The 13233-nt window shown below is 62.4% G+C and carries 14 protein-coding genes; 12 read left to right on the top strand and 2 right to left on the bottom strand.

Going from position 1 to position 13233, the window contains the following annotated elements; translation table 11 throughout:
- The first annotated feature begins 36 nt into the window (after nucleotides 1-36).
- The gene (locus A3AY_RS0116195; protein WP_420830240.1) at nucleotides 37-936 is read left to right on the top strand and encodes a DMT family transporter; all 900 of its coding nucleotides are present in this window, start codon (nucleotides 37-39) and stop codon (nucleotides 934-936) included.
- On the opposite strand, the gene A3AY_RS0116200 is transcribed toward A3AY_RS0116195, so the two are convergent.
- The gene (locus tag A3AY_RS0116200) at nucleotides 937-2115 is read right to left on the bottom strand and encodes an aminotransferase (protein WP_018326705.1); all 1179 of its coding nucleotides are present in this window, start codon (nucleotides 2113-2115) and stop codon (nucleotides 937-939) included.
- Between the two features lie 18 nt (nucleotides 2116-2133).
- Entirely contained in the window at nucleotides 2134-3180 is a 1047-nt protein-coding gene (locus A3AY_RS0116205) for a LysR substrate-binding domain-containing protein (RefSeq protein ID WP_026203507.1), read from the bottom strand.
- 252 nt (nucleotides 3181-3432) lie between these two features.
- Here A3AY_RS0116205 and speB point away from each other — a divergent pair, with 252 nt between their 5' ends.
- From speB to A3AY_RS0116260, 11 genes are all read left to right on the top strand, one after another.
- Nucleotides 3433-4494, top strand: a complete 1062-nt coding sequence (gene speB, locus A3AY_RS0116210; RefSeq protein WP_018326707.1) for an agmatinase — start codon at nucleotides 3433-3435, stop codon at nucleotides 4492-4494.
- 63 nt (nucleotides 4495-4557) lie between these two features.
- Entirely contained in the window at nucleotides 4558-5358 is an 801-nt protein-coding gene (locus A3AY_RS0116215) for a transporter substrate-binding domain-containing protein (protein ID WP_040668863.1), read from the top strand.
- A 4-nt stretch (nucleotides 5359-5362) separates the two neighbouring features.
- Complete coding sequence (locus A3AY_RS0116220) at nucleotides 5363-6031, top strand: amino acid ABC transporter permease (protein ID WP_018326709.1); 669 nt, start codon at nucleotides 5363-5365, stop codon at nucleotides 6029-6031.
- Nucleotides 6028-6675 carry an amino acid ABC transporter permease gene (locus A3AY_RS0116225; protein WP_018326710.1) on the top strand — a complete coding sequence of 216 codons (648 nt, stop codon included), beginning with the start codon at nucleotides 6028-6030 and terminating at the stop codon, nucleotides 6673-6675. The genes A3AY_RS0116220 and A3AY_RS0116225 overlap by 4 nt, the downstream gene beginning before the upstream one ends.
- A 94-nt stretch (nucleotides 6676-6769) precedes the next feature.
- Nucleotides 6770-7858, top strand: a complete 1089-nt coding sequence (locus A3AY_RS0116230; protein WP_018326711.1) for an ABC transporter substrate-binding protein — start codon at nucleotides 6770-6772, stop codon at nucleotides 7856-7858.
- Between the two features lie 157 nt (nucleotides 7859-8015).
- A complete protein-coding gene (locus A3AY_RS0116235) occupies nucleotides 8016-9053 on the top strand; it encodes an ABC transporter ATP-binding protein (protein WP_018326712.1) in 1038 nt (345 codons plus the stop codon).
- Entirely contained in the window at nucleotides 9050-9904 is an 855-nt protein-coding gene (locus A3AY_RS0116240; protein ID WP_018326713.1) for an ABC transporter permease, read from the top strand. The genes A3AY_RS0116235 and A3AY_RS0116240 overlap by 4 nt, the downstream gene beginning before the upstream one ends.
- Complete coding sequence (locus tag A3AY_RS0116245; protein ID WP_018326714.1) at nucleotides 9901-10701, top strand: ABC transporter permease; 801 nt, start codon at nucleotides 9901-9903, stop codon at nucleotides 10699-10701. The genes A3AY_RS0116240 and A3AY_RS0116245 overlap by 4 nt, the downstream gene beginning before the upstream one ends.
- Nucleotides 10698-11480: a carbon-nitrogen hydrolase family protein gene (locus A3AY_RS0116250; RefSeq protein WP_018326715.1), complete on the top strand. Its 783-nt coding sequence runs from the start codon at nucleotides 10698-10700 to the stop codon at nucleotides 11478-11480. The genes A3AY_RS0116245 and A3AY_RS0116250 overlap by 4 nt, the downstream gene beginning before the upstream one ends.
- Nucleotides 11481-11618: 138 nt before the next feature.
- Nucleotides 11619-12572, top strand: coding sequence for a ring-cleaving dioxygenase (locus A3AY_RS0116255; protein WP_018326716.1), 954 nt, complete (start codon nucleotides 11619-11621; stop codon nucleotides 12570-12572).
- Between the two features lie 93 nt (nucleotides 12573-12665).
- Nucleotides 12666-13223, top strand: coding sequence for an NADPH-dependent FMN reductase (locus A3AY_RS0116260; RefSeq protein WP_018326717.1), 558 nt, complete (start codon nucleotides 12666-12668; stop codon nucleotides 13221-13223).
- The last annotated feature ends 10 nt before the right edge of the window (nucleotides 13224-13233 follow it).

Below are 13233 nucleotides of genomic sequence, written 5' to 3' on the forward strand. Positions count from 1 at the left end.
CGGCGCCGTGCCGCGCAGATTCTGTGGACAGCTCTCGTGTCAGACACTGCCCTTGGTTCTTCCGCGTCTGCGTCCGCAAGCCGCCTTGCCCTGGTTGCACTGCTGGTTGGTGGTGTGGCGATCAGCGGGTCGCCGATCTTCGTGCGGCTGTCGGAAGTCGGCCCCATGGCGACGGCGTTCTGGCGGGTGGCGCTGGCGCTGTTGCCGCTTCTGATCTGGGCCAAGGCGACGGAAAAGACGGTTTCGGATTCCCGGCCGGCCGGGTTGGCCGATTACGGCCTGCTCGTCCTGCCGGGCGTCTTCCTTGCGGCCGATCTCGCCGCCTGGCACCTGTCCCTGCATATGACCTCGGTCGCCAATGCGACGCTGCTTGCCAATATGGCGCCGATCTTCGTGACGCTCGGCTCGTGGGTGCTGTTTCGCGCCCGTGTCAGCGGCGTGTTCCTCGCCGGCCTGGCGACGACGCTGGCCGGCGTCGTGGTGCTCAAAGGCGGGCCTGCGGCACTCGGCGATGGTCATCTGGCCGGTGACGCGGCGGCAGTCGTCGCTGCCGTCTTCTATGCAGGCTACATCCTCTCGATCGGCCGCCTGCGCAGCCGCTTTTCCACCAGCCGGATCATGATCTGGAGCACCGCTTCGGCAGCGGTGTGCCTGTTGCCGTTGGCACTCCTCCTCGAAGACAGCTTCATCCCCATGGCGCTGTTCGGCTGGGCCATTCTGATCGGCCTTGCGCTTATCAGCCACGCCGGCGGGCAGGCGCTGATCATCTATGCGCTCGCCTTCCTGGCGCCGGCCTTTTCGTCGCTGACGCTGTTGCTGCAGCCCGTCGTGGCGGCAGTCCTCGCCTGGGTTCTGCTCAGCGAGCCCATTGGCCTGATGCAGGCGGTCGGCGGCACCGTCGTGCTTGCCGGCATCATGGTTGCCCGCCGGGGCTGATCAGATCCCCGGCAGATGGAAGGTCGACAGGCGTTCTTCCAGTTTAAGGATCGTCGGCACGTCGGCATTGGCGAACGCAAAGCGCAGGTAGCCTTCCTGGCCCTCGCCGAAATAGTCGCCCGGCAGGCAGACGACGCCGGCAATCTTTGCCAGCTTCTCGGCCACGAATTCGGAGCTGATATCTGGATAGGGGTGGCGGATATAGGCAAAGTAAGCGCCGATCGCCTGGAGTTTCCAGCCGGTCAGTTTGCTCATCACCTGTCTCAGCGCTTCGGCCCGCCTGCCAATTTCTGCGCGATTGCTCGCACGCCAGTCGTCCAGCGCCGGAAGCGCCCTGGCCACGGCCGCTTGCGCCGACCGTGGCGCGCAAATTTGCAGGTTGTCCATGACCTTTGCGACCTGCCGTACGACGGCAAGGCCAGCCGTGATCGCGCCGAGGCGGTGACCGGGAATGCAGAAGGATTTGGAGAAACTGTAGAGGCAGATCAGGCCGTCCTGCCACCCCTCGAGCGCCAGAAGATCGTGCGGCGCGCCGCTGCCTTCGCCCAGAAAGTCGCGATAGGTTTCGTCGAGGATCAGCCAGGTCTTGTTGGCGCGGCAAAGATCATAGATCCGCCGCAGCAAGGCCGGCGGATAGACCGATCCGGTCGGGTTGTTCGGCGTGACGAGCGCCAGCGCCCGCACGCCTGGTTTCAGCGATGAGGCGATGGCGTCGATATCCGGCAGGAAGCCATCGCTTGCGTCGCAGGGTACCAGCTCGACACCGATGCCGAGCATGGCAAGCGTGGTTTCCTGGTTGAAGTAGAAGGGGTTGGTCATCAGGACCGTATCGCCGGCGCCGGCGATCGCAATCACGGTCGAGATGAAAGCCTGGTTGCAGCCGGAGGTGATGTGGATGTTCCGCGCGTTGATCGAGGCGTTGTAGAGGCTTGAGACATGCGTGGCATAGGCGGCCCGCAGAACCTGCTCGCCTTCGATCGCGCCGTAGCCTGCATATGCGGGAGAGGCGGCGGCCTCGCCGAGCCATTTCAGCATCTCGGGATGCGGCGGATAGCCGGGAACTGCCTGGCTAAGGTCGATGAGCGGTCCACGCGCGCCGTCATAGGCCTTCGCCCAGGCGAGGACGGAAGGCACCGGCGGCGGCGATAGTCTGGCGATCAGCGGATTGAAACGCGGCATTCTGATTATCCTGTGTTTTCAAGACTTGACCCGGCGCTTTGGGGTCGGTTCGGGCCGACGGGCGCGGGCAGGAGAGGAGACGGGCTTGAAGCCATCCTTGGATGGCAGGCGCTCGGGGGCGCTGACCTTGGCGGCGCGGGCGCGGATGATGGTGCGCGCCGAGGTCTGCAACTCCGGCATGGGGTCGCTTTCCAGCGCCGAGAACAGCCAGTCGATGAAGACCTTGACGATGGGGGCGGCGCGGACCTCGTTGCGGCAGGCGACATAGAAGGCGTCGTTGGCGGGCACGGTGAGATCGAAAGGTGCGATCAGTTCGCCCTTGGCGATCAGGCTGCCGGCGGTGATCGTATCGCCGAGCGCCACGCCCTGATTGTGCAGCGCCGCTTCCGTCGAAAGGCGGGCGTCGCTCATGAAATGCTGGCGGCCGCGCTGGATATCGATGCCATCGGCGGCGGCAAGCCAGGTGTTCCATTCGCGGCCATCGTCGCCATGCAGGATGACGTGGTCGCGCAGGTCGCGCACCGAGCGCAGCGGCCGCATGTTGAGCAAGGTCGGGCTGACGACGGGAAACAGTTCCAGCCGGCTCCACAGACGCGCCCAGCAATCCGGCCAGTTGCCGTCGCCGTAGAGGAGGCAGATATCGACATCGCCGGAAAACAGGTTGGCTGCGTCGTTCGAGGCAATCAGGGTCAGTTGCACATCGGGAAACTGTTCGGTGAACAGGTGCAGGCGCGGGATCATCCAGAAGGACAGGAGCGCCGGCACGCAGGCGATGCGCAATTGACCGCTCGTCGTCGGTCGCGTCATGGCCGCGGTGGCCGCGGCGATCCCCTGGAATGCCTCGGTAACGGCCGGCAGCAGCAGTGCCCCTTGAGGCGTAAGCTTCAGCCGCTTGCCGCCGCGTTCGAAAAGCGCCGCATTGAAGGAGAGTTCCAGCGCTCTTATCTGGTGGCTGATCGCACCATGCGTGACGTTGAGCTCGCGCGCCGCCGCCGAAACGGAGCCACGCCGGGCCGTCGCCTCAAAAGCGCGCAACGGGTTTAGCGGGGGCAGGCGGCTGGACACGGAAACGGCTCCGAAAGGCGGAAAATGATGTGAGTTTTTCTCACACCAAACGCTATAACAATGTCAATTGATTTTCCAATCAAATTGTTTCCTAATGTCGGCAACAAGGGCAAAAGCCTGGGGAACATGCACGCAAGCGCTTTGACACCGATGTCGATGCGCGAACCGTTTTCGGCGAACATTCGAGCCGCTTTAAGGCTTTTCGATCGCCGATCCCGCACGTCTCCTCCGGCCCGATACGAGGTGACTGATATGGCGTGGGACGAGAAAAAGCTGAGCGCGCTGAAGGCGAAGTATGGCGAAAGCCACGGCGGCGAGTTGTTCGATCCGGCCTTCCGCAAGGTAGCGGACAAGATTTTCTCCAAGACCGGCACGCGCCTTGCGCCCTATGCCGGCGTTCCGACCTTCCTGACTGCCCCCTATATGCCGGTCGATGCCAGCGCGCCCGATTTCGGCAATCTCCAGGTTGCCATCATCGGCGTGCCGATGGATCTCGGCGTCACCAACCGTCCAGGCTCCCGCTTCGGGCCGCGCGCCATGCGCACGATCGAACGTATTGGCCCCTATAACCATGTGCTCGACTGCGCACCGGTATTCGACCTGCGCGTCGCCGATATCGGCGACGTCCCGTTTCAAAGCCGCTACCGGCTGGAACTCAGCCATGATGATATCGAGAAGCGGGTCAACCAGATCGTCGATGCCGGCGTTGTGCCGCTGTCGGTCGGCGGCGACCACTCGATCACCCATCCGATCCTGAAGGCCGTCGGCAAGAACCGCCCGGTCGGCTTGATCCATATCGACGCGCATTGCGATACCGGCGGCGCCTTCGACCAGACGAAATTCCACCATGGCGGACCGTTCCGCAATGCGGTTCTCGATGGCGTGCTCGACCCGACGCGCACGGTCCAGATCGGCATTCGCGGTTCGGCGGAATATCTCTGGGAGTTTTCCTACGAGTCCGGCATGACCGTGATCCATGCCGAGGACGTGACCGGCATGGGCATGCCGGCGATCGTCGAGAAGGCGAAGCAGATTGTCGGCGACGGCCCGACCTATCTCTCCTTCGACATCGACAGCGTCGATCCGAGCTTTGCGCCAGGCACCGGCACACCGGAGATTGGCGGCCTCACCACCCGCGAAGTGCTGGAACTGATCCGCGGCCTGAAAGGCATCAACCTCGTCGGCGGCGATGTCGTGGAAGTGGCGCCGCAATATGACGCGACCACCAATACGGCGCATGTCGGCGCGCAGGTGCTGTTTGAAATTCTCAGCCTCATGGTGTTCAGCCCCTTCGTCAACGGCAAGCGGGTCTGATCCCACATCTGCGGCCGGATTGCCCGCACCACCCAAAGCAATGTCCGTATAAAGGGGAAGACAATGAAAAATGTAATGAAATCATCCTTTGCCGGCGCCCTGATGCTGAGCGCCGCCGTTCTCGGCTTCGCCGGCAACGCCCAGGCCGACGCCATCGACGATATCACCAAGGCAGGCGTCCTGAATGTCGGTGTCTTCGCCGATTTCCCGCCCTTCTCCTCGGCCAGCGCCGATATGAGCCTCAAGGGTTATGACATCGACGTTGCGCAGTATATTGCCGACAGCCTGAAGGTGAAGCTCGTTCCGGTGCCGGTGACCGGCCAGAACCGCATCCCTTACCTGACCGAGAAGCGCGTCGACGTGCTCGTCAGCGTCGGCTACAGCAAGGAGCGCGCCGAGGTCATCGATTTCGCTGCGGCCTACGCGCCTTACTATATCGCCGTGATCGGTCCGGCTGCCCTGGAAGTGAAGGGCAAGGAAGACCTCGCCGGCAAGAGCATCGCCGTCAATCGCGGCACGCTCGAAGACACGTCGCTGACGGAAGCAGCACCGAAGGATGCCGACATCAAGCGCTTCGACAACTACAACTCGGTGATCCAGGCCTTCATCTCCGGCCAGACCGAACTGATGGTTGTCGGCAACGACGTCGGCGCACAGGTTCTGGCCCGCCAGGAAGCCTTGAAGCCGGAGCAGAAGTTCCAGCTCCTGACCTCGCCGTCGCATCTGGCGCTCAACAAGGGCGAAGATCGCCTGAAGCAGGCAATCAACGACGCGGTCGCCAAGATGCTCGCCGACGGCAAGCTCAATGAAAGTTCGCAAGCGTGGCTGAAGACCCCGCTCAACCCTGATAACCTGAAGGATTGATCCTTTGGGCTATGCGCTCGATTTCGGCTGGCTGAATGACGCGGTCTCGCTGATCGCGAGCGGCGCGGCCATGACGATCTTCCTGATCGCGGTGTCGGCAATCGCCGGCATCGTGCTCAGCATTTTGGGCGCGGCAGCCCGGCGCAGTCGCCATGCCATCCTGCGCCAGGGAATTGCCGGTTATGTCGAGCTCGTCCGCAATACGCCATTTCTGGTGCAGCTTTTCTTCATCTTCTTCGGGTTGCCCAGCCTTGGCATCCGCCTCGATCCCGTCGTCGCCGCCATTCTGGCGATGACGCTGAACATGACGGCCTATACGACGGAAATCGTCGGCGCCGGGCTCGATGCCGTGCCGAAGGGGCAGAGGGAAGCAGCGCTTGCACTGGGCTTGCGGCCACGCGTGGTCTTCATGAAGATCGTGCTGCCGCAGGCGCTGAAGGTGATCTATCCGGCGCTGACGAGCCAGATCGTCATCATGATGCTGGAATCAGCCGTCGTTTCGCAGATTGCCGTGCGCGAACTGACCTATGAGGCCGACATGCTGCAGGCCCGCACCTTCCGCGCGTTCGAGACCTATTTGATCGTCACGCTCGTCTACCTCGCGATGAGTATCGGCTTGCGCCGCTTGCTGATCGCCGGAGGCAACCGCATGTTGGCTGGAGGCGTGTCGTGATCGAGTTCACGCTCTGGGACATCATCCGCAACCTCTTGCTGGCAGCCCGGTGGACGGTGCTTCTGTCGGCGGTGGCCTTCGCGGGCGGCACGATTGTCGGCCTGCTCATCCTGTTCCTGAGGATATCCAAGCGCTACTGGATGCGGCAGTTCGCCGAATATTACATCGGCCTGTTCCAGGGCACGCCGCTTCTGATGCAGCTTTTCCTGTTGTTCTTCGGCCTGCCGCTGCTCGGGTTTCGCATCGAACCCTGGACCGCTGCCGTGCTCGGGCTTACCCTGTGCGCCAGCGCGTTTCTGGCGGAAATCTGGCGCGGCGGCGTACAGGCGGTGCCGCTTGGGCAGTGGGATGCCGGCAGCAGTCTCGGGCTGCATTATCTCAAGCAATTGCGGCTGATCATCCTGCCGCAGGCTTTTGCAATCACTCGGGCTCCCACCGTCGGTTTTCTCGTGCAGTTGATCAAAAGCACGGCGCTCACGTCGATTATCGGCTTTGAGGAACTGGTCAGAACCTCGAATGCGATCAACAATGCAACCTTCGAGCCGTTCACGGTCTATGGGTTTGTTGCCTTGATCTATTTCGCCTTGTGTTTTCCGTTGACGCGATACGCAAAGGTGCTGGAACTTAGGGCCTTGAAACATTGACTGGCATGCAATCCGGACTTGCATGCCGGGTCAGAAATTGGGAACAGACCGGAAGCTGAAAAAGAGCGGCACCGGCAAAAACAGGAGAGTGACGATGACTGAATTTCTGAAACAAAATATCGGCCGCCGGGCCGTGCTCGGCGCCGGCCTTGCCGGTGTGTCGATGCTGGCCATGCCATCGATCCTGCGGGCGCAGGACAAGTCGCTGAAAGTCGGCGTCTATGGTGGTTATTTCAAGGATTCGTTCGACAAGAACATCTTCCCGGAATTCACCAAGGCGACGGGCATCGCGATCGAAGCCGTTGCCGAACCGACCGGCGAAGCCTGGCTTGTCCAGCTCGAACAGGCGGCCAAGGCCGGCCAGGCGCCTGCTGACGTCTCGATGATGTCGCAGGTTTCGATGCTGAAGGGCCAGGCGACCGACCTCTGGGCGCCGCTCGATGTTGCCAAGATCAAGAATGCGTCCAATCTGATCGATCGCTTCGTCAACAAATACCCGGATGGTCGCATTGCCGGTATCGGCGCCGTTTCGTGGTACATCACGCTGGTGACGAACACCGATGTCTACAAGGAAGCCCCGACCTCCTGGGAAGCTTTCTGGGATCCGGCGAATGTCGACAAGCTCGGTCTGCTGGCGCTCGTATCCAATTCCTTCCTGCTCGAAGTGACGGCCAAGACCTTCTTTGGCGGCACCAATGCGCTCGATACGGAAGAGGGGATTGAGAAGGCCTTTACCAAGCTCGCCGAAGTCAAGCCGAACGTTCGGCTCTGGTATCGCGACGAGGCACAGTTCGAGCAGGCGCTGAAGTCGGGCGAAATCCCGATGGGGCAGTATTATCACGACGTTACCGGCCTTGCGGCTGCCGACGGCAATCCGGTCCGCTCGACCTTCCCGAAGGAAGGCGGCATTCAGGACTCCGGTTGCTGGGCGCTGTCGCGCGCCTCGCAGAAGGTCGAGGAGGCCCACATCTTCATCGACTATATGAGCCAGCCGTCGATCCAGGCCATTCTGTCGCGCAAGGTCGGGACCTCGCCGACCGTCAAGCGCGAACTCACGGATCTCACCGCAGAAGAGTTCGCCGCCGTGTCGTCCGACATCGAGCCGATCATTCCGCGCTACGACCTCTACCAGACGAAATCGGATTGGCTGAACCAGAAGTGGACCGAGCTGATCGTCGGTTGAGGGTGCGCCCCTCATCCGGCCTATCGGCCACCTTCTCCCCGTGAACGGGGAGAAGGACTAAGCGGCAACCTCGATCGTCCCCTCTCCCCGCTCGCGGGGAGAGGGTTAGGGTGAGGGGCTTTGAATATTACGTTCGAGAAGCGGAACAAGGAAACTCATGTCAGGCCTCGCGCTCAACAACGTCACGAAGGAATTCGGGACCTTCACTGCGGTCAACAATGTCGATCTGACGGTGCCGCACGGCACGTTCGTCTGCATGCTCGGACCGTCCGGCTGCGGCAAGACCACGCTCCTCAGGATGATCGCCGGCCTCGACCTGCCGACAGGCGGCGCAATCCGGCTCGACGGCGACGACATCACCCGCGTCCCGACGCACAAGCGCAATCTCGGCATGGTGTTCCAGTCGCTGGCGCTGTTCCCGCACCTGACGGTCGGCGAGAATATCGCCTATCCCCTGCGTATCCGCAGCGCGCCGAAGGAAGACCAGAAAAAGCGCGTTGATGAACTGCTCTCGATGATCCATCTCTCCGGCTATGCGGACCGGCCGGTATCGAAACTCTCCGGCGGCCAGCGGCAACGCGTGGCGATCGCGCGCGCTCTTTCGATCTCGCCGAAGCTCTTCCTGCTCGACGAACCGCTCTCGGCGCTCGATGCCAAGCTGCGCGAGGCAATGCAGGTCGAACTGCGCCAGCTCCAGCAGAAACTCGGCATCACCACCATCGTCGTGACGCACGACCAGCGCGAGGCGATGACGATGGCCGACACGGTCGTGGTGATGAACCGTGGAGAGATCCGTCAGGCGGCATCTCCGATTGAAATCTACCGTCGCCCCGCCGACACCTTCGTCGCCGACTTCATCGGCTCCACCAACCTGCTCGAGGCGGAAGCCGACAGCGCCGGCCGAGTCACCGTGCTCGGTCAGCCGGTTGCCGGCATTTCCCTTGGCCCGAATATCAGCAAGGCGACGCTGTCTGTCCGGCCGGAAGACGTGCATCTGACGGCGCCCGGCGACGGCGCGCTGTCCGGCACGGTGACCTTCGTGCGCGATCTCGGCGGCACGATCGAGACATTCGTCGACGTTGCCGGCCGGCAGATCATCGCCGTCTCGACGCCGCGGGCGCGGCCCGATGTTTCCGTCGGCCAGCCGGTTGGCGTGGTGCTCTTGCCCGACGTTTGCGTGGTGCTTGCCAAATGAGACGCGAAACGCCGCAACGCCTGGCCGACTACGGGCCGCTGTTCTTCCCGGCGATGATGCTCATCGTCTTCTTCGTCGTGCCCTTTGCGACGATGATCGCCGTCTCGTTTTTCCAGCGCCAGCAGGGCGGCTTCTATGTGCCGGCCTTCGAACTTTCGAACTACCAGCGATTCCTCAGCCTGTTCTTCGCCAATGTGCTCGGCTTCTCGCTGATGCTGGCGATCGCGGTTGCGATCTGCTGCGTCGTGCTCGCCATCCCCTTTACCTACCTTCTGACTCGCATGGCGAGAAAAGTGCAGATCATCTGGCTGGTGGCGCTGCTGTCTGTGCTGTCGCTGTCGGAAGTCATCATCGGCTTTGCCTGGTCGACGCTGTTTTCACGCACCGCCGGGATCACCAATCTGCTGGTCATGGCGGGGCTCATGAGCGAGGCGAAGGCGCTTTTGCCGAGCTTCGGCGCGGTCCTGACCGGCATGGTCTATCAGGCCTTCCCCTATACGGTGCTGGTGCTTTATCCGGCACTGGTGCGGCTGGACCCGACACTGACGGAAGCGGCTCGCACGCTTGGCGCTTCGCCCATCAAGGCCTTCTTCACCGTCGTAGTGCCGGCGTTGCGCAACACCATCACCGCGACGCTGATCATGGTCTTCATCTTCGCGCTCGGTTCCTATCTCTTGCCGCAGCTTCTCGGTCGCCCGCAGCACTGGACCCTGTCGGTGCTGATCACCGATCAGGCGATCTACCAGTCCAACATGCCGTTTGCGGCCGCGATGGCGGTGTTCCTGGTGCTGGTGACGCTCGGACTGGTGGCGCTGACCGTGATAGCCGGACGCAAGGGAGAAGCAGCATGACCAGTGCGCTCAGCAAAGTCTATTTCTTCCTGATCGGCCTGTTCATGGCGCTGCCGATGATCGTCGTTGCCGGCGTGTCGGTGAACGCGAAGCAGACGCTGGCTTTCCCGCCAAAAGGCTTCTCGCTCTCCTGGTACGGCGAAATCTTCCTCAATCCCGAATGGCGCAACGCATTGCTTGCTTCGCTGACGCTCGCCATCCTGTCGGCGGCTCTGGCGGTGGCGATCGCCCTGCCGCTTGCCTGGTTCCTGTGGCGACGGATCGCTCCCTGGGCGAACATCTTCCAGTTGCTCGGCGTGGCGCCCTTCACGCTGCCACCGGTCATCACGGCACTCGGGCTGCTCACCTTCTGGGCGACCACCGGCTTTTACGGCCAGCCATGGACCGCCGTCGTCAGCCATGCGATCTTCTTCGTCACCTTGCCGCTGGTGACCCTGTCGCTTGGCTTCACGGCGATTGACCGGTCGTTGGTCGAGGCGGCCGCCACCATGGGGGCCGATGACAAGACGATCTTTCGCACGGTGGTCCTGCCGCTGATCCTGCCCTATATCGTCTCTGGCTATGCCTTCGCCTTCGTGCTGTCGCTCAACGAGTATATCGTCGCCTATATGACCGTCGGTTTCATCATGGAAACACTGCCGATCAAGATCTTCAACGCGCTCCGCTACGGTTACACGCCGACCATGGCTTCGGTGACGATCCTGTTCGTGGTGACGGCGGCCGTCATCTTCTCCCTCGTCGCGCGGTTCGGCGATTTGCCGAAGCTGCTCGGCGCCATGTCATCGGACGACACATGATTACGCTCGCCGCCCTGCAGATGAGATCGGAAAGCGGCGACGTTGCCGCCAATCTGGCACGCATCGGTGAGGCGGCGAGGGATGCTGCCGGCAAGGGCGCAAGCCTGCTGATCACGCCGGAGCTCGGGCTGACGGGCTATGGCGCCGGTGACATCATAAGCGATCTGGCAGAGCCTGCGAATGGACCTTTGGTGCGGAGGCTACAGGCGATTTCAACGGCGACCGGGGTGGCGGTGATCGCCGGTTTTGCCGAGAGGGCGGGTCCCGAAGTCTTCAACAGCGCTGTTTACGTCGACGGCGCGGCAGAACCCGTCGTCTATCGCAAATCGCATCTCTACGGGGCCTACGAGCGTGCGCTGTTTGCTGCCGCCGCGCCGAGCGCGGTGTTGTTCACCCATCGCGGCGTCAAGTGCGGCATGCTGATCTGTTATGATGTGGAGTTTCCGGAAAACGTCCGGCGGCTGGCTCTGGCGGGCGCCGACGCGGTACTGGTGCCCACGGCGCTACCGGCCGGTTATTCGGGCACCTTCATTGCCGATCACATGATCCAGACCCGTGCCTTCGAAAACCAGGTTTTCGTTGCCTATGTCAATCATTGCGGCGCCGACGAGCGCTTCACCTTCGCAGGTTCCTCGCGCATCGCCGCACCCGATGGCAGCCTGCTTGCAGGCGCCGCATCCCATGGCGAGACGCTGATGATCGTGACCGTCGATCCGGCCGTATTCGATGTTTCGAGAAGCGAAAATACCTATCTGAGCGATTTGCAGCGCCAGGCGTGATCGCCTCGCGCGACGAGGTGCTGCAAAGCCGCCGCGACTGTCCACGGTCATTGAACGTTCTGTTCGGGCTGTGCCCCTTTATTAAACAGGTGAAGCGACCGATATTCGCTCCATATCTTTCCGATGGAGGAGGCAGCCATGAGCTTGCAACTGACAGGAATTCATCATCTGACGGCGATCACCGCGAACGCGCCTGAAAACCTGCGTTTCTATACGCAGACGCTCGGCATGCGCCTGGTCAAGAAGACGGTCAATCAGGACGACACCAGTGCCTACCATCTCTTCTACGCCGACGGACAGGCGACGCCCGGGACGGACCTGACCTTCTTCGACTGGCCGGTCCAGCCGGAAGGCCGTGGCACCCACAGCATATCGCGCACCGGCCTGCGTGTCGGCAGCCGCGACACGCTCGCCTGGTGGAAGAGCCGTTTCGACCAGCTCAAGGTCAAATCCGAGGCAGTGACCGAAATCGACGGCCGCGCCTCGCTCGACTTCGAGGACGGCGAGGGGCAGCGGTTGCGGTTGATCGACGATGGCGGGCTGGCGCCATCTCACCCATGGGACAGGAGCCCGGTTCCGGCCGAGCATCAGATCAAAGGCCTCGGCCCCATCATCATGAGCGTGCCGGATCTCACCAATACGGCGGCGGTTCTGGAAGAGGTGATGAATATGAGCAGGGTGCGCCAGTATGCGTCGCCGGATGGCATTGGCGACGTGCATGTGTTCTCGATGGGCAAGGGCGGTCCGGCGGCGGAGCTGCATGTCGCCGTCCAGCCGGGGTTGCCGGCTGCCCGGCAGGGCGCCGGCGCCGTCCACCACGTCGCCTTCCGCGCTCCGGACGTGGCGGCGCTGCATGAATGGACCGAACGGCTGCAAAACTTCCGCCTGCCGTCGAGCGGCGAGGTCGAACGCTATTATTTCCGCTCACTCTATTTCCGCGAGCCGAACGGCATCCTGTTTGAGATCGCAACCGACGGCCCCGGCTTTGCGGTCGACGAACCGATGGAAACGCTCGGTGAAGGGCTGTCGCTACCGCCATTCCTGGAACACAAACGCAGCCAGATCGAAGCGAGGCTGAAGCCGCTGGTCTAGCAGAATAGGCCGGGGAGCATCGTTTTCCGGCTTTTCCATCTGTACTTTTTCGCTTTTCTGACCATCTTTTGCGAAAACAAAGGATGGAATCGGATGACAAAACTGATCGGCATTTCCGGGAGCCTGAGAAAGGCATCGTTCAACAAATCCCTCTTGAACGCGGCGATCCCGCTGGCGCCGGAAGGCGTGACGTTCACGACGGGAACCATCGAGGGCATCCCGCTCTACAATGCCGATGTCGAGAAAGAAGGGGTGCCGGCCGCGGTGCAGCTTCTCAAAGACCAGATCGCGGCGGCCGACGGCGTCATTCTCTTCACGCCGGAATACAACAACTCCATACCCGGCGTTTTCAAGAACGCCATCGACTGGGTGAGTTCCTCGATGACCGGTGCGCCGAATGTCTTTGCGGGCCGCGCCTTCGCGCTGGCCGGCACGTCGCCCAGCGCCTTCGGCACCCTGCTCAGCCAGAATGCCTGGCTGCCGGTGCTGCGCACGCTGGGCGCCGACCTCTGGTCCGGCAAGCGGCTGATGCTGCCGAAAGCGGGCTCGCTGTTCGACAAGGACGGCAACCTTGTCGACGAAGATGCCAAGGCAAGGCTGAGGGCCTTTGTCGAGGCCTTCGCCGCTTATGTCGCCCGGAAAACCGCCTGAGTCTTGGCCG

This window comes from Rhizobium giardinii bv. giardinii H152, assembly GCF_000379605.1.
Classification (GTDB): domain Bacteria; phylum Pseudomonadota; class Alphaproteobacteria; order Rhizobiales; family Rhizobiaceae; genus Pararhizobium; species Pararhizobium giardinii.